Annotated in this window: 13 protein-coding genes; 1 reads left to right on the top strand and 12 read right to left on the bottom strand. The window is 36.4% G+C overall.

The genetic code is table 11. From position 1 onward, the window contains the following. Positions 1-29: 29 nt before the first annotated feature. The 11 genes from DLK05_RS10905 to DLK05_RS10855 all read right to left on the bottom strand — a co-directional run bounded on the left by DLK05_RS10905 (position 30) and on the right by DLK05_RS10855 (position 13,912). The gene (locus DLK05_RS10905; protein ID WP_127344040.1) at positions 30-992 is read right to left on the bottom strand and encodes a glycosyltransferase; all 963 of its coding nucleotides are present in this window, start codon (positions 990-992) and stop codon (positions 30-32) included. A gap of 10 nt (positions 993-1,002) precedes the next feature. Next, positions 1,003-1,965: an aspartate aminotransferase family protein gene (locus DLK05_RS10900; protein WP_127344039.1), complete on the bottom strand. Its 963-nt coding sequence runs from the start codon at positions 1,963-1,965 to the stop codon at positions 1,003-1,005. A gap of 16 nt (positions 1,966-1,981) precedes the next feature. Further along, entirely contained in the window at positions 1,982-3,202 is a 1,221-nt protein-coding gene (locus tag DLK05_RS10895; protein WP_127344038.1) for an ATP-grasp domain-containing protein, read from the bottom strand. A 12-nt stretch (positions 3,203-3,214) separates the two neighbouring features. Beyond that, positions 3,215-4,378: a DegT/DnrJ/EryC1/StrS family aminotransferase gene (locus tag DLK05_RS10890; protein WP_127344037.1), complete on the bottom strand. Its 1,164-nt coding sequence runs from the start codon at positions 4,376-4,378 to the stop codon at positions 3,215-3,217. Further along, positions 4,357-5,817, bottom strand: coding sequence for an MOP flippase family protein (locus DLK05_RS10885; protein WP_127344036.1), 1,461 nt, complete (start codon positions 5,815-5,817; stop codon positions 4,357-4,359). The genes DLK05_RS10890 and DLK05_RS10885 overlap by 22 nt, the downstream gene beginning before the upstream one ends. Positions 5,818-5,829: 12 nt before the next feature. Then, positions 5,830-7,053: a non-hydrolyzing UDP-N-acetylglucosamine 2-epimerase gene (gene wecB / locus DLK05_RS10880; protein ID WP_127344035.1), complete on the bottom strand. Its 1,224-nt coding sequence runs from the start codon at positions 7,051-7,053 to the stop codon at positions 5,830-5,832. Positions 7,054-7,110: 57 nt separating this feature from the next. Continuing rightward, a complete protein-coding gene (wecC, locus tag DLK05_RS10875; RefSeq protein WP_127344034.1) occupies positions 7,111-8,331 on the bottom strand; it encodes a UDP-N-acetyl-D-mannosamine dehydrogenase in 1,221 nt (406 codons plus the stop codon). 19 nt (positions 8,332-8,350) lie between these two features. After that, positions 8,351-8,875 (bottom strand): UpxY family transcription antiterminator, encoded by a 525-nt coding sequence (locus tag DLK05_RS10870; RefSeq protein WP_127344033.1) that lies wholly within the window; start codon positions 8,873-8,875, stop codon positions 8,351-8,353. Between the two features lie 767 nt (positions 8,876-9,642). Next, positions 9,643-11,901, bottom strand: a complete 2,259-nt coding sequence (locus tag DLK05_RS10865; RefSeq protein ID WP_127344032.1) for an NADP-dependent malic enzyme — start codon at positions 11,899-11,901, stop codon at positions 9,643-9,645. A gap of 324 nt (positions 11,902-12,225) precedes the next feature. Then, positions 12,226-12,717: a HEPN domain-containing protein gene (locus DLK05_RS10860; RefSeq protein WP_127344031.1), complete on the bottom strand. Its 492-nt coding sequence runs from the start codon at positions 12,715-12,717 to the stop codon at positions 12,226-12,228. After that, a complete protein-coding gene (locus DLK05_RS10855) occupies positions 12,707-13,912 on the bottom strand; it encodes a DUF262 domain-containing protein (RefSeq protein ID WP_209319837.1) in 1,206 nt (401 codons plus the stop codon). Before DLK05_RS10855 ends, DLK05_RS10860 begins: the two co-directional genes overlap by 11 nt. Before the next feature lie 581 nt (positions 13,913-14,493). On the opposite strand from DLK05_RS10855, the gene DLK05_RS10850 reads away from it, so the two are divergent. Further along, a complete protein-coding gene (locus DLK05_RS10850) occupies positions 14,494-15,240 on the top strand; it encodes a hypothetical protein (protein ID WP_127344030.1) in 747 nt (248 codons plus the stop codon). A gap of 602 nt (positions 15,241-15,842) precedes the next feature. On the opposite strand, the gene yidC is transcribed toward DLK05_RS10850, so the two are convergent. Further along, entirely contained in the window at positions 15,843-17,693 is a 1,851-nt protein-coding gene (gene yidC, locus DLK05_RS10845) for a membrane protein insertase YidC (RefSeq protein WP_127344029.1), read from the bottom strand. Positions 17,694-17,702 lie beyond the last annotated feature (9 nt).

The raw sequence follows: 17,702 nt of genomic DNA, 5'->3' as shown, positions 1-17,702 counted from the left end.
TTTAATAATCCTATATATTTTGGCAATCTCTAGTGTAAGGTTTGATAACGCTTTTTGAAGGTGTAGATAAATTCAAACAGAGTATCCAGAAACGAAAATTTAGCAAACAAGTAATATAACAACTCCTTACCCATTCCCTTATTCACGAAATACTTACTGCAAGTATTCCTCATCTCCTCATCTTTAAGGAAAATAGCATATTTTAAAAGCTCCCGATGATACATTTTATCCAAAAGAGGTATTAAATTATCCCGCTTATATTTTTCGGCATAAAACTTTTTAATTCGATATCTACTCTCAAAGAATTTATAATCTCCATTCCAATCCAAGCTATGTGTGGCAGAATCAGGATGTACCCGATAAGTCATGGTATCCTCAGGTATAAAAGCAATTTTTGTCTGAGCTGAAACCTCTATCCATAGTGGATAATCCCCCATTCTCCATTGGTTTTCCTTTATCTGATTGGCAATTCTAATTTTTTTCAAATATTCATTTCGCATACAAACCGTAGCTGTAGCAATATAATTCCCTGAAATTAAATGGTCAAGAATATCCCCTTGAGGAATATGCTTGTGCTTCCACACGTCTTTGGTTCTTTTTCCTTCATTCAGGTAAGAAAAGCTGGTATGTACCAAACCAACCTCAGGATTGGCTTCCAAAAAATCGACCTCTTTCTGTAATTTATAGGGATCGGTCCAAAAATCATCCCCTTCACAAAAGGCAACATATTTTCCCCGGCAAGCCCTATCCGTACGATTATCGTTTTCAACAGCACCAACATTTTTATCATCCGTAATCACCCTTATTATATTCGGAAATTTCGCTGCATACTCCTGCACGATCTCCATGGTTCTATCTGTGCTGCAATCCTCTCCGATGATATATTCAAAAGAAAAATTAGTCTCCTGCATCAGGATTCCCTCAATACACTGGGCAATAAATTTTTCATGATTGTAAGTGATCGTTTTCACGCTAACAAATGGATTGGTCATATTTTCTAAATTAAATTGCTTTCACAAAAATTTGCTGAATTACTTCTATTATTCGGTTCATATCTTGAATGGAATACCTTTGATCGATTGGTAAAGCCAGCAGATTTTTTGCCATCTGATAAGCCACTGTGTCTTCAGAACATTCTTGCAGTACATTAGGCCAATAAGTCGCTACAAATATTCTTTGCTTGATAAGTTCCTGTCTTATCTCATCATTTTCAATATATAATGGATAGATCATTGGTCCGTGAATATCCGAATTAGATATTCTTAATTGATTGTAAGCGGAAAGAGATTTGTGGAGGTAAGAAAAATTCTCTTCTCTCCTTTTTTTGATGCTGGCATAATCAATCTGATTTAATAGCTGCTGCGTTAATTTTGACATATGCAGAATCGGCTGATGACTTAATTTTCTATTATTATCCTGATAATCGGAGTAGGCATATTCCGCAGTGTAATCTATTCTCTTTAGCAAATGGGAACATCTATCATCAGAGTGATCTGGGACTAATTCTTCATCCAATTCCTTATTAGTAGCCAGGTAAGCTCCATCAGGGACTCCAAAAAATTTTCGCGCGGAGTAGAATGTTCCTGTTGATGAAATGACAGGTGAAAAAAATGCCTGTGAATTATCCAGAATTAAATTGCTGATTTTCTTCTTTAGAAATTCTGCCATTTCATTCTTAATCCCAAAATAATTAATGTACAAAAAGGCTTCCTCTGGTTTTGGTAAACTCTTAATAATAGGATCTAAATTTCTGTCAATATCATAAAATTCATATTCAATTTTGAGTTTATTTAATGGTTCCAGAAGTACTTTGCAGGAATAACAAGGCAGATATAATTTTTTATAATTTCCTGTCCGGAGCAGATACTCCAGACAATTGCGTCCTGTATTTAATTTCAAGAGATGTGGATGATATTCCTTTCCCTTTGATAGTTCCAATTCAAAGTATCCTCCGATCGCCTTCATCTCTATTTTGTATGCTTTAGATATTCCCTACTTTTTCAAAATCGCCAACAATAACTTTGATATGATTCTCAAAACCTTCTATTTTATTTATCATCTCTTTACGCGTCGCAAATTTCAAAAGTAAAACACCGATTGTCGCATCCGAACCCTGAAAAGAGATTACCATATCTCCCGGATTTTTGAAGACATGCTTTTCTACAATATTTTTATCAATATTCTTAGAAAACTGAATTTCTTTAAGTACCCCATCGATATCACTATGAATCACGCAATAAGCATAAAATCCTCTTTTCTGAATAGGAGTTTCAAATTCATAATTCCCCATGGCCACTTCAACAGTAGCCTGAACCATGTCAAAACTACTTGCATACTTTTCTAATTGCGGTACTAAATTTCCTCCATTCCGAGGTCCTACTTCCATTAAAAAAATATCTCCATTATTATTAACTCGTGCTTCGATATTAAAAGCTCCCTGCTTGATTTGCAATAGCTCTATTAATCGCTGAAATTCATTTTCTATTTCTTGCAATACAAAATTATCGTGTTCTGATGGTAGCGTTGTGGAATAGGGAACAAAATAATTTACCCTCTCGTTGTAATGATGATCCCCCAGATAGCAAAAAATCACCTTGCCATTCATCACAAAAGCATCGCCATGAATTTGAGGTCCTTTTTTCTCTACAAATTCCTCAATAACGATTCGCTTTGCTCTTGAATAGTTTAATGCATATTCGAAAGCACTTGGCAAACAAACCGTAGAGTTAATTTTTATAACGCCCTTACTTCCGGAAGAATCTACAGGTTTAACCATTACGGGATAATGGAAATTGCCAATCTCCCTATACGCATCATCTAATTTATCGAATCCTTTCGCTTTAGGGACATTAAAACCATTTTCAGAAAGAAACTTTCGGTAAAGATCCTTTTCTGCCAATATCTTCACAGAATTATAAGGATTTCCAGGCAAATTCATTTTTTCGGCCACATAGGCTGCTGTAGGTGCAGCAGGATCGGAAGCATAGGCAACAATTCCCTCAACTTTCAACTTCCTTGCTAATTCCAATACCAATTCTTTATCCGTAGTGCTGATATTATAATATTCATCTGCGTACTGATGACCTGGATTTTCAGGAATATAATCACAAGTAATCACATAGTAACCTGCCTGTATGGCATATATTATCGAGGGAACTTGAAAATAAGAGCCTCCCAATAGTAATATTTTCCTTTGATTCATTCGATTAGATTTTTACTTTCTGTGAGATTGACGCAGAACTTTAACGGAGACTTTCTTCTTCTGAATTTGAGCCATATTGCGGAGTAAGGAGAGAATAGTATCTACTACCTCATCAGGTAAATCGGGATATAAGGGTAAGCAAATAACCTGTCGTGAAATTTCATGGGCAATATCCAGATTCTTTGCAGAAGCTAAGCCTCGATAGGTTGGAAATTCACTAATCAATGGGTAAAAATATCTTCTCCCAAAAATATTTTCTTTCTTTAAGGCTTCAAATACATCATCTCTGCTGTGCCCAAACTCCAATACATCTATAAATATTGGGAAATAGGCGTAATTGTGATCTACCGTTTCCATTTCTTCCAAAACCCGGATGCCTGCGATATGCTTCAATCCTTCGCGATATTTATTGGTTATATGTTGCCGTGCATCAATAACAGTATCAAAATATTTCAACTGAAGCAAACCGTATGCAGCCTGTAACTCATTCATTTTGGCATTAATTCCCGGAGCCACAACAGTTGTTTCATTGGCGATTCCAAAGTTCTTAAGATAATCTATTCTCCGTTTTGTCTTTTGATCGTGACATATAATAGCGCCACCTTCTATCGTATTAAAAACTTTTGTCGCATGAAAACTCACGATTGATAAATCCCCAAAATTCAAAATACTGGATCCATTCTGCCGTACACCAAAAGCGTGAGCAGCATCATAGATTACCTTTAGCCCATATATATCAGCAAGATTTTGAATTGCATCCACTTCGCATGGATTACCATAGACATGAACCGGAAGAATAGCTGTTGTTTCCGGTGTTATCGCAGCCTCAATCCGTTTTGGATCCAGGTTACAAAAACCAGGTTCTATATCTACAAATACTGGCTTTATTCCATTCCACCATAAGGCATGCGTACTTGCTACAAAACTATAGGGTGTGGTAATTACCTCACCTTTAATATGCAAACATTGCAAAGCGGCCATTAAAGCCAGGGTTCCATTGGCAAATAAACATACGTAAGGAACACCCAAATAAGCTGCAAGTGCTTTTTCAAATTCCTGATGGTATTTCCCGTTATTGGTCAGCCATCTGCTTTCCCAAATATCTGCCAACAAAGGAATAAATTCGTTTAAAGGAGGTAGTTGAGGGCGTGTTACTAATATTTTACGTTTTTCCATCTTCGTAAGGGTATGATTTCTTTTAAAATTAAAATACCATCCACAACAGCTTCTTGTTTGGTAGCAAAAGCCAATAGTAAATAAGTAGAGATACCACTAAGTATCTGATAAGAGAGTGTGAGAATTTGATCCTGAATTAACCAGCCAATACTCATTACTGCTGCCATTATTAAAGTGATAATAAACGTCTGGCTAACATCTTTTAATTGCTGGGGAATGGTATATGCAATCAACTTTCCGGTATAAAAAGCATTGATGAAAAAGCTGATAAATGAGGTACATATTTGTCCAACAACCAGACCGATAATACCCCAATTCAGACCAATGACAATAGCTATTACAACAATCCCCTTTTTAATTATCTCCAGATAAAGGAATAAATCTGATCTTCCTTTTACTTTTAATATATTCAGATTGGAGGCATGCAAAGTGTAGATCATTCCGGCAATACAGAGTAGCTGAAAGTAAGGAACAGATGGCAACCATTTGACTCCTAGAATAAGTACCAATAAAGGTTTTGCGATAATTGCCAATCCTATCATCAATGGGAAATTGATGAAAACCAATAGCTTTATTAGCTTACGGAACCCCACTCTCAAACGCTCATTTTCATCCTGAATTTTCGAGAATGCAGGAAAAGTTACATTTCCAACCACCTGCGCCAAAGTAGCAACAGGCACTTGTTGTAATTTTCTGGCTTGGGCATAAAAGCCAAGAGCTGTTGCGGAAAACATTCGTCCTATTACGAGCAAGTATATATTCTCGAAAGTTTGACTGATTAATCCGGATAATAATAGTTTCGATCCAAAATTAAACAGGCTTTTAAATGATTCTAACGAGAATACAAAAGATGGTCTCCATTCACTCTTTATCCAAAACAGAATGGTCCTAAAAGTATAAATTCCAATAATTTGACCGGCTAAAGCCCACACGCCGAAATCTAATAATGCCATTCCTATTCCAACAATAGCAGATAGTATATTTGCAATTACTACCACTTGCGCTATGGCCTTAAAATTCATTTCGATTTTGAATTTGACGAATTGAATTAAACCAAAAGAATTGACAATTAATATGAGACAAACAACTCTGGTTAAGTTGACCAGTTGTGGTGCTCTAAAAAAATCAGCGATTGCCGGAGCGGCAAAAAACAAGATGATATAAAGTGCAAATCCTATACTGATATTAAAATAAAAAACAGTTGAAAAATCAGTTTGATTTACATCCTTCTTTTGAATTAATGCATTATCAAAACCACTGTCAATAAAGGCTTGTGAAACCGCAATAAAAATTGCTATCATCCCTAATAATCCAAAATCTCTTGGTTCCAGAATTCTGGCCAGAACAATTTGAGAAATCAGCAAAATGAACTGACTCCCGAATTTTTCCAGAAAACTCCAGAATACACCCTTTATGGTTTGGCTCTTTAATTCAGACATCTGTATTATAATCTAAGCTACAATTCGTTCCCTAACAGATATTGCTTTCTTCAGTTCCTGAACAATTCTAATACATGCTTTTCCATCACCATATGGATTGTTTGCGTGTGACATTTTACGGTAAACGGCTTCTTCGGTAAATAACATCTCCACTGATTCAACAATCATCTGCGAATCTGTTCCTACCAATTTAACAGTCCCGGCACTAAGCGCTTCGGGGCGTTCTGTGGTATCTCGCATCACCAATACCGGTTTACCCAAAAACGGAGCTTCTTCCTGAATTCCTCCTGAATCTGTCAAGATCAGATAAGATAAATCCATGAGATATACGAAAGGCAAATAATCTATAGGGTCAATTAGAAATACATTCCTGCTTGTGCTTTCCCCATTAATTCTTTTGTGATCTAAGATGTCGTAAACAGGTTTCTGAACATTTGGATTCAAATGAACCGGATATACAAAATCTACCTCCGGATATTTTTCAGATAAAAACTTGATAGATTCACAAATATTTAAAAATCCCTTTCCAAAATTTTCCCGTCTATGTCCGGTTATCAGTACCATTTTTCGTGCTCGATACACCCAATCAGCAATCAATCTTGTTGGAATTCCTTTCGACTGCAATCCGTTGATAATCTCCATAACCACCTTTGAAGAACGATGTATTTTTGTCAGAGTCAATTGAAGTGCATCTATTACAGTATTTCCCGTAACCAGAATTCTATTCTTACTAATCCCTTCATCCATCAGATTCTTTTGTGCTATTATGGTTGGAGCAAAATGCCACTGCGCCAGTCTTCCTGTAATTTGTCGATTTGCTTCTTCGGGCCAAGGGGAATATAAGTTATAGGTTCGCAATCCAGCCTCTACATGAGCCACCGGAATCTGCTGATAATAGGCGGCCAATGCTGTTGTTGATGATGTGGTTGTATCTCCATGCACCATCACCAAATCGGGTTTTGCGGCATTAAAAACATCCCGCATACCGGTAAGAACTCTACTCGTGATATCATACAAATCCTGTCCTGGTTTCATGATGTGCAGGTCATAATCAGGTTCAATTTCAAATAAATCCAAAACCTGATCCAACATCTCTCGATGCTGACCGGTAACACAGACAATCGTTTCAAAATCATTCGAATGTTTCTGAAACTCCTTCACCAAAGGAGCCATTTTTATAGCTTCGGGTCGGGTTCCAAACACCAGCAATACCCTATATTTATCGTTTAAACTCATAAGTTGGTAGGTTTTAAAAGTGAAATATGTAATCCTTTACTTGTACTCGTGTTCAATTTATACTTGGTGCTTACTTATGCCACAAAAGTCGAGTATCAATTTGTTACTTAATTTAGGGAGATTTAAAAATTCATCGTGAGCTACCAGATAAACCACTAAATCAGCCCTATCGAAAGCCTCCTGATAGTTGGTTAATTTGAAAATATTATGCTCTTTGATATTGGGTTCAACCACCATCATTCCATTTTGCTCTGCCTGCATCACTTTCTGAGCAATGTATTTCGCCGGAGATTCTCTCAGGTCATCAATATTTGGTTTGAAAGCCATTCCCATGAGTGCAATTTTTGGATCGCGTCCATTTTCGAGTCTATATTGCAGTTTGGCATTCTTTATTTTCTCAACACACCAAAATGCTTTATAATTGTTGATTTCCCTTGCCTTTCCGATAATCTGACTTTCGAGGGGATAATCCGAAACTATAAAATAGGGATCCACCGCAATACAATGCCCGCCTACTCCACAGCCGGGTGTTAGAATATTTACCCTTGGATGTTTGTTAGCCAACTCAATTAATTCCCAAACATTAATTCCAGCTTTATCGCAGATGATCGATAGCTCATTGGCAAAAGCGATTTGCACATCACGAGATGAATTTTCGACCAATTTGCACATTTCGGCTGTTCTGGAATTGGTTTTGTGTAATTTGCCTTGAACAAAACATTTAAAGAAATCACATGCTTTTTGTGTCGACTGCTCATCAACTCCTCCAATCACCCTATCATTATGCTTTAATTCGTAAATAATATTACCGGGTAATACGCGCTCAGGACAATAAGCAATAAAAAGTTTCCCCTCCAACTCTGGTCGTTTCGAATAAATGAGGTCTTTAAGCTGTTCTGTCGTTCCAACTGGAGATGTGGATTCTACCACCACAAGGTTACCCTCCTGTAAAATAGGAATGATCGAATTTGTAGCTGCTAAAACATAAGAGATGTCGGGTTCAAAATTACCTTTAAAGGGAGTGGGAACTGCAATAGTGTAAACTTCGGCCTTTTGCGGCTCGAGATACGCCGTTAACATTTTGTCTTCAACAACCTGCTTTACCAGTACATCTAAATCAGGCTCCACAATAATAATTTCTCCTTTATTTACTGCATTAACTGCCTTTGGGTTTACATCAATCCCATTTACCAGGATTCCGCTTTTGGCAATTAAAGTAGCCGTAGGAAGCCCAATATACCCCAAACCAATGGTGGTAACTACTTCAAAATTTTCCATAAGATGATCTGGAATTTATTTAATCGACAAGTTGAACTTGTTTAAGGTGGTGTAGAGCTACATCCGTATAAACACAAGTCCCTAAGGAATCAAACCGAATCACAATCCGATTCTGACCTTTTATTTGTAAGATTTCGCCTTGAACACCTTTTAAGGGGCCGCCTACAACCTCAACTAATTCTCCTTTTTGAAGATTCTCCTGACATAGATCTACCTTACGATTTTCATCTTGTAGAAATGTCCGAAGTGCTTCAATCTGACAATCAGGTATAGGCACAGCTTTGCCACCGAAAGTTACATACCCGACTGCATATCTTGAGTTGATAGCATCGTAGTATTCCCTTTCGCTGACTCTTACAAATAAATAGGATCGAATTAATGGTTCTTCTACCCATTTTGTCCGATCGCTCCATTGCCGGAGCTCCTTTTTTAAAGGAAGGTAGCACTCAAAGGATTTTGAGCACAGATCTAGAAACAGCCTCTTCTCGGCACGCGATCTGGTATAAATCGCATGCCAGGCATAAGGCTTTTTAATGGCACGCATGGTTGATTGAATTAAGGTTTATTACCAGTGAATATTTAAGAGTACAAGAGAAAGACATTTAGATGGTTGAAAACTAAAATTATCTTTTTCAGGAGAGGAGTAGTAGTTAAACTATTATTGGCACGGCTTCGCTCCCTCGGTCACAAGTAAGCTCCTTGCCGTCAATTTAAAATCAGAAAAGTTCAAAACTTTTCGAGTGTAGTTTTATCGTTTTTTTGGGGCGGTAAGATTTTAAAGTAAGATTGCAGTAATATAATTACAGAAGTTTTGTACCATATATCACCCTGTATGCTACTTTCTACTTATAAAATCTAAATAGAATTTCGTGAGATTTTAGGAACTGTACAAATTTGAAGCTGTTATACTTAGAATCAATCTAATCTATTTTGGTGAGAGGATATTCTAAGCTGACCAACGCCCCCTTTTGCCTGATAGTGAATGGATAAGAAATATTAAACAGGGCAGGTATGTTTATTTTATATTAAAACCTTTTTTCAATTCATGAACACATTATTTCGAAAGACTAAGGTATTTTTTGTTATTTTTCTGATTTTCAAAAACCATCTATTTCGGAAATAATTCTTTATTCACAAGAGAATAACTGAGTTATACAAATAGCATATCTGCCTTTACAAAGAAGACCAACTTGTAAATCACGACAATAGAATGACAATAAAAGAAGCAATCTGCTTCTTGCGATGACTTTCCGTTTAGACATCACATCAACAGATTGCTTTAAATTTTAAGCAACAAAAAAAGTCAATTACTTACTGCGCATCCACTACCGCCATAGTTACCATATTCACAATTTCGCGTACCGAACTTTCTATAGGAACGATGTGAATAGATTTGTTTAGACCTAATAATATTGGACCAATGGCTTCTGCACCACCCAATTCCTGCATTAATTTATAAGCAATGTTACCACTACTCAAATTGGGGAAAATGATCGTATTTACTTTACGGTTGGCTAGTTTTGAAAATGGAAACATTTTACTTCTCAATTCTCTATTAACTGCAAAATTCATTTGAATATCACCATCTACAATCAATTCAGGATAATCCCGATGTAATATTTCCACGGCTTGCTGCACTCTTACAGGACTACCAGTTCTAACGGCTCCAAAATTGGAATAGGAAACCATAGCAATCACCGGTTCTATATTAAATTTACGGACGGCCTCAGCAGTTAAAAGTGTAGTATCTACAATAGTTTTGGCATCCGGACGGGGATTTACGGTTGTATCGGAGAAGAATATAGGTCCTCTTTTTGTCATCATTAAATACATTCCTGCAATATGATTGATCTTTGGACGAATTCCCACAGTTTGAATGGCTGGTCGAATTACATCGGCATATTTTGCAGTAGATCCACTAATCAGTGCATCTGCTTCGCCTACTTCCACCATCATTGATCCAAAGTAATTCCGATTGGTCATTTTCTCTAAGGACTCGGAATAAGTCAAGCCTTTTCGGCTTCTCTTCCCGAATAAAATCTGAGCATATGCTTCCCTTCGCACTTGTTCCTCCGGAGCTCTCCAATTTATAATAGAAACATCCTCCAGATCCAGATCATTCTCCTTAATTAATCTATGAATATTATCAGGATTACCGAGTAGTATAGGAATTGCAATTCCTTCATGCTTTACTGTTTGTGCTGCTTTCAGCACTTTAAAATTGGCACCTTCTGCAAATACAACTCGCTTGGGATGATGTTTTGCTTTGTCTGTTAAGGCACGAAGTAATTTATTATCCCGACCCATCCGGTGTTCCAAATCTGCCTTATATTTTTCCCAATCGGTAATCGGAGCATGAGCAATTCCCGAATCCATTGCAGCCTTAGCTACAGCAGGCGCTACAACGGTAAGCAATCTTGGGTCTAAAGGCTTAGGAATGATGTAATCCTTGCCAAAGCTAATATTCATTTCTTCATAAGCCGTATTCACAATGTCCGGCACATCTTCCTTTGCCAAAGCTGCTAATGCTTTTACTGCTGCTATCTTCATGGCTTCGTTGATACCCGTAGCCTTCACATCCAGTGCACCACGAAATATAAAAGGAAATCCAAGAACGTTGTTTACCTGATTCGGACGATCAGACCGACCTGTTGCCAATAGGATATCTTGCCGGGTTGCGATAGCTACTTCATAAGATATCTCAGGAACTGGGTTCGCCAATGCAAATACAATAGGACGATCTGCCATGCTCCTCACCATCTCCGGGCTTACCACATCTGCAACAGACAAACCCAAAAACATGTCCGCACCTTTCATCGCTTCCTCCAGCGTATGTATGTCTCTATTGGTGGCAAATTCTTTTTTGACCTTGCTTAAATTGCTTCGGGACTGATGAATTACTCCTTTACTATCGAGCATAACAATATTTTCGGGCTTTACCCCCAATGAAAGATATAATCGGGTACAGGCTACCGATGCCGACCCGGCTCCATTCACAACCAGTTTTAAATGCTCTATCTTTTTATTTTGTAGCTCGAGGGCGTTCAACATTGCAGCCGCAGATATAATTGCAGTTCCATGCTGATCGTCGTGCATAATTGGAATATCCAACTCTTTTTTAAGTCTATCCTCTATCTCGAAACATTCCGGTGCCTTAATATCCTCCAAATTAATTCCCCCAAAAGTTGGAGCTATTCCCTTCACAATTTTCACGAATTCGTCCACATCTTTGGTATCCACTTCTATATCGAACACATCGATATCCGAAAAGATTTTAAAGAGCAGGCCCTTGCCCTCCATCACCGGTTTTCCGGCTTCAGGACCAATATCTCCCAAACCCAGAACTGCCGTTCCGTTTGATATTACCGCAACCAAATTTCCTTTGGCAGTATATTTATACACCTCCTTAGGATTATCTTTAATCCTAAGGCAAGGCTCAGCTACGCCGGGCGTATATGCCAAGGATAAATCAATTTGTGTTGAATGTGGTTTTGTTGGAACTACTTCTATTTTTCCAGGGCGAGTACCTTCGTGATAACGAAGTGCATCATCAATTGTGAATTTTGACATGATTATTGTTTTTAGTCTTGATTTATATCACTGTTTAATGTCAAGATATTTCTGAATAAGGAAAGATTTCTAAATTGTGCCAATCAATTTTTAGAGGACTAAAAGACAGATGTCTTTGTGTTGTTTTTAGCAAAACTGTCCAACTTCACTGGCCTGCAAACATTCGTTTTGTACTATCAAATTCCGTAAAATTCTGTTTAGATTAAATTTAAATAGAAATACGAAACTGCTTTTTCTATTAAAGATCGGTGAGATAGATAAAGGGCATAAAAAAATTTCCGCTTGGGAAATTTTTCATAAGATAATGTACTGATTTGTTTACTGTTAACTCCCAACCACGTCATCTAATATTTTCAATACTTCAACTGTGTCTTTAAAATACGTTCTTATATTTTCAAATGATGATGGTGGCGTTTGTCCATGAGCAAATGTATTTCTAGCGGTATTTAATGAATCTAAAGAAGATTTTATTCTCTGAGTATCCTCATGCGCCTTAAGTTTATCTTTAAATATATCATTCCAGGAAGTATCAAATTTTTTTAATGTTTTACAGATATTATCTAAGCTCGGATTCATAGAGCTATTCCGTATTGTACTATCCACATAATTTACAATTTGGGGGCTCTGCTCAGAATGTATATCAGAGATGATTGTTTTAAAACAAAATTCAACGGTACCGCAAGATTTTACTATTGCATAGTTTGTTAAAAATGGCACAATAGGGCTAGTGTGCCCGAAACCTTCAATAAGATGAAAGATTCGCTGTAGTTCATCTACACAGCTTTCAATTGAATCAAGAGCTTCTTTATTCTTCATATTTAATTCCAAAAAGATAGTTTAATGCTTTATCAATACGACCATGAATATGTGCAAGTTGCATTGTTCCTTCACTTGTGTATTTTCTAAAATCAGGGTCCTTTAACATTGCTATTCGCTTAATCTCAAGATTATCTTTTGGAATTTCATTTCCTAATCTTTGATAAGCGATTGAAACAGCAGGACATATTGCATCAAAAATAGTTGGGTAAAATCGTTTTCTTATTTTAAATTCTTCTCCAGAAACTATATTATAAAATGCATTTTCACCGATATGCATATGAATAAAATCCATAACGAAATTAAATTTATCACGCCTATTTATTATAGTTTCATGGCTTTGAGAGTTCTCATTTCCCATGAACTCATTTAAGTATTTTTTGAGTGATATAGTTGAAGCTTCTGTAGAATGAATAAATTCTGTATCCAAAGCAAGAAATCTCAAAATAAATTCCATATCTCTCATCCTTGAATCCTCAACTTCTTTTCCAAAAAGGATTCTCCAATATTGATTTTTATTTAAATCAAATAAAAGGTCATTAAAATGGCCTTGATTAACACAGTTTCTAATTTCTTGTGGCATTAAAGCTCTTCCCCCTGTATTAATTCTCTCAAACACTTGATATAAACTTGTATCATTATCTGCAGGTGATCTTTGCTCAAAAACAATCGCATGAATTGTCGTACTCCGTATCCTTCTTTGATCAGCTTTCTCTAATTCTCCAAATGCCTTTCCCCTCCATCGTTCATTTATTTTTTCAGTATTGGAAAGTTTAAATATTTTACCATCCTTAGTCCAAACGCCACTAACATAGTCAAAAACTGTCATTATTCTCTGATAACCATCTATTATCAGTTTTTTCTCATCTTTTGTATTCGCTAAAAAAATACTTGGAACAGGTAATCCCAGTAAAATAGATTCGACAAACCTGCTTGCTTCAGACTTATCCCAAACATATTTTCTTTGAAGTTCAGGTTTTAACAATTCCTCTTCTTCATACATCGAAATTAACTCTCTAAAAGATAAATCTGCACCCCATGAATTTATATTATATAAATCATCATTAGAATACGAATCTTCCAATTCCTCCTTTATTTCCTCAATCTCACCTTGTTCATTCTCTAACATCATATAGTCATTTATTTTTTGGTAGATAATTTCATTTAAATAATACTCACAAATAGCTTCATTCAATCTAATTTTTCCTTAATTGATCAGATAGTCCAATATTAACTTTCCATAAAAAAAACAAATCACAAAATTAACCATTATTTTTTCGACAACTAATTTAATCATATATACTTAAACAGCAAATTGAATCGCTTATTCATTTTCATTTAAAACAAACAGACAAGCGAGTACTATTGCCAATGTAACTTAATGCTTGCACCTACAATAAAAAGACATGGATATATAATCTGTTTTTTTAATTTACGGACACACTTATAGCTTTTAAATTGCCTTTAAAGCATTTCAACATACTTTAAGCAATTGGGTATTTTTCAACACTCCTTTTTCTAATTTACTACCACAAATGTTTTTTTTAACATTTATTATCAAAACTCACCTATCCCTACTAAACATTAACAGTGCAGATAATTCGAACCCCTTTTCCAGCATAATAATTTAATTATTTTTCAACCTCCATTTTGTTATTACATCATAATTTTATACTTTCAAAATCGTTTTACAGAACAGACTAACAAATTTAATTTTTTAACACGTGCAGACGGATTGGTGATAGGGGAAATTATAAACCTTTAAACATTACTGTTATGACAGAATTAGAAGCTTACCAGGAAACATTACCTGAAATTAATGTAGTGCAAAAAGAGGATATCAAGTACTGCAACATGCCATTGGAAATCTTTATCCACGAAGCCAAAGGATTACACAAACGTGCTACTATCGATTTTACGGTATTGAGTAGCATTGGTCTGGCTCAGGAAAAATTAGACAAATTGAGCACGCTGACCGGAGCATTGGTTACTGCTCAATTGAACTGGGAACAAGAAACCACCGAACGGCAAGATGCCATAAAAACATGGAAAGACAATGCATCGGATATGCTTGAATTGCATAACGATTTATTAGAGAACATGAAGTTCGCCTATAGAAATGAGCCTGAATTAATGGATATTCTGAAAGGCATAAAGGAAGGAGATACAAATGCCGATGCGGTAATGGATTTGGACAGACTAGGCACATTGGGAAAAGCACATCCCGAACATCTGCAAGCCATTAACTTCGATCTTACATTATGCGATAAAGCTACTACCGAATCGGTACGTATGGGGGATTTACTAGCATCAGTAAATGGCACCATGTATGTCGATGACGATAAAAAAGTAATCCGCAATAAGGCTTTTACCCTTGTGAAAGAGCTTGTGGATGAGATTCGCGAGTATGGTAAATTCGCTTTTCGCAAGGACGAGGAGCATGCTCGTTTATACGCAAGTAAGTATAATCGCCATCGCAATAAAGAGTACCGTAAGAAACAAGTAGTTGATAATGAAGAATAATCTCTGATTTTAATAATAATTGTTTAATTTTTTATTTTGGTTTGATGGGGAGTCTTTACGACTCCTTTTTTTATGCTGTAATCTCAACAGTTCAATATTTCCTCTCTGCCCAATAATGGCATATTTGGTGAGAAATGGGGGTTCCGGAGTGAGAAATAGTAACTCTCTTGGTGAGAAATACAGGTTCAATGGTGAGAAATTGGCTTCCGAAAGTGAGAGGAATAGGTCTGGAGGTGAGAGGAACAGATTTCAAGATGAGAAAAAGAAATAAAAAGAGGAGAGGGAACTATTGCTTTGTAAGTCTAAATACAAAATCACTGTAACTATTACGGAACAAGTAACGAGTAGGTAAATACTATTGCAATTGAGCATGTTCTACAATCCGTAATTTAAAAAATTGCCTCACCCTATCCCTCTCCTGAAGGAGAGGAGAGTACAGCTCCCAAAAAGCATTATCAAATCAAGAGGTTCAATGGAGATACCCCTCAAGGGTGATACAGTTTACCGCAACCTCTCCTATTCTACTACACATACATCATTTCGTATAACAGAAAAGAGCTCCAAAACTGGAGCTCTTTCTATTTTATATTGATTGATATTGCTTATTTTTTAAGTCCTTTATAACCTTTTTGTTTAGCAGCATCCTCAATTCTTTGTTGAAATTTAGATTTCTTCACAGGCTTCTTTTTGGCAGCATTCAACATTGCCAATACCTTCTTATCATCAACCAAATATTTACGGATTGCCCAAGTTTGAACTACAGTAAATAATGTTGCGATGAAATAGTAATAACTCAATCCGGCTGCATAATTATTAAACCAGAATAGGAACATTAACGGCATTAAATACATCATAGATTGCATTCCCGGCATTTGCGAGGAAGTCTGCATTTGGCTATTCATGCGAGTGTACACCAAATTGGTAGCCGCCATTAATAAACAGAACAAACTTACGTGATCGCCATAGAATGGGATATGCCAAGGTAAGTGTGCTATGGAATCGTAGGATGATAAATCGGTTGCCCATAAGAAGCTTTTCTGACGCAATTCGATAGACGCCGGGAAAAAGCGGAACAAGGCAATCAGGAATGGAAACTGCACCACCATCGGCAAACAACCACCCATCGGGTTTACGCCTGCTTTTTTATACAAAGCCATAGTTGCCTGTTGGCGCTCCATTGCTTTATCCTTAGGTATTCTTTCATTAATCTCATCAATCTGAGGTTTCAGCACTTTCATCTTGGCTGTTGACATGTACGACTTGTAGGTCAATGGTGCCAATAACAATTTAATGATGATGGTCAAAATCAAAATGATAATACCATAATTCGATATATATTTCTCAAGGAAACCAAAGATTGGAATTACAAACCACTTGTTTACCCAGGAGAAAATCTTCCATCCTAAATTAACCAATGATTGTAGTTCTATATCTTTCCCATACTTTTTAAGCGTTGTATATTTGTTTGGACCAAAATAAAACTTCATGGGATAGTTTTCCATATTATTTCCCTGATAAGGAAGGCTTATCTCAGCAGAGAAATCTTTTAAGATAGGCGAAGTTTCGTCCATTGTTGAAGATTTCAACTTAATTCCTTTAAAGGGCGTTTCGGCAATCAGTACCGAGGAGAAAAACTGCTGCTTAAATGCTATCCATTTTACCTTTGTGTTCAATTCCTTTTCTACGTCACCGCCAGCGGACAAATTCTCCACATCATCCTCAAAGAATTTATAGTAAAGTGCTGTATACTGATTCTCGAATTTTCTTCCTTTTTCCTGACCTGGAATATCTGCTTTCCAATTAAAGGTTACAAAATTAGAGTTTCGGGAAATTACATCCTGCATCCCTACTATGCTGACATTAAAATCAACCATATAAGAATCGGGCGCAAGCGTATATTTATATTCGATATATTTATTTTCACCAGCATATAAACGTAAGCTAACTACCTTTTGAGAAGAAGTAGCATCTACTGAAACTTGCTTATCCATTGAAGCAAAAACCAGATCTTGCGTATTCATTGCTTTGTTCTCAGAATAAAACGTTAAGCCGAACTTACTATTTTTCTCTTTCCACAAAATCAATGGCAGGGAGTCATGTGTTTGGAATTTTTTCAACTCCACAGAACTGATACGACCTCCCAGGGTATTCAGATTTATCTTTACCAAGTCGTTCTCCAGGGTAATAATTTCTTCTTTTTGATCTACCGTTTTAGAAAAAGCACCATAAGTCGCTTTACTAATTGTCGAGTCTTTCTTCGCTTCCGAGTATTCTTCTTTCAATTTCTCGATACGCAAAGCCTCTTGTTGATCCTTTTTTAAACGCTCAACTTTAGCTATTGAATCTCGGGTATTTATGGCTTCAATCTCTTTATCAGAAGGTTTGGTCAGGTACGAATACCCAATTAAAATCACTCCAATAATGACTAAGCCTAAAATTGATTTTTTATCCATTTCTATATA

Source organism: Ancylomarina longa, assembly GCF_003996985.1.
Taxonomy (GTDB): Bacteria; Bacteroidota; Bacteroidia; order Bacteroidales; family Marinifilaceae; genus Ancylomarina_A; species Ancylomarina_A longa.
Note: the sequence above shows the minus strand (reverse complement) of the source record. Positions and strands in the feature narration are given on the sequence as shown.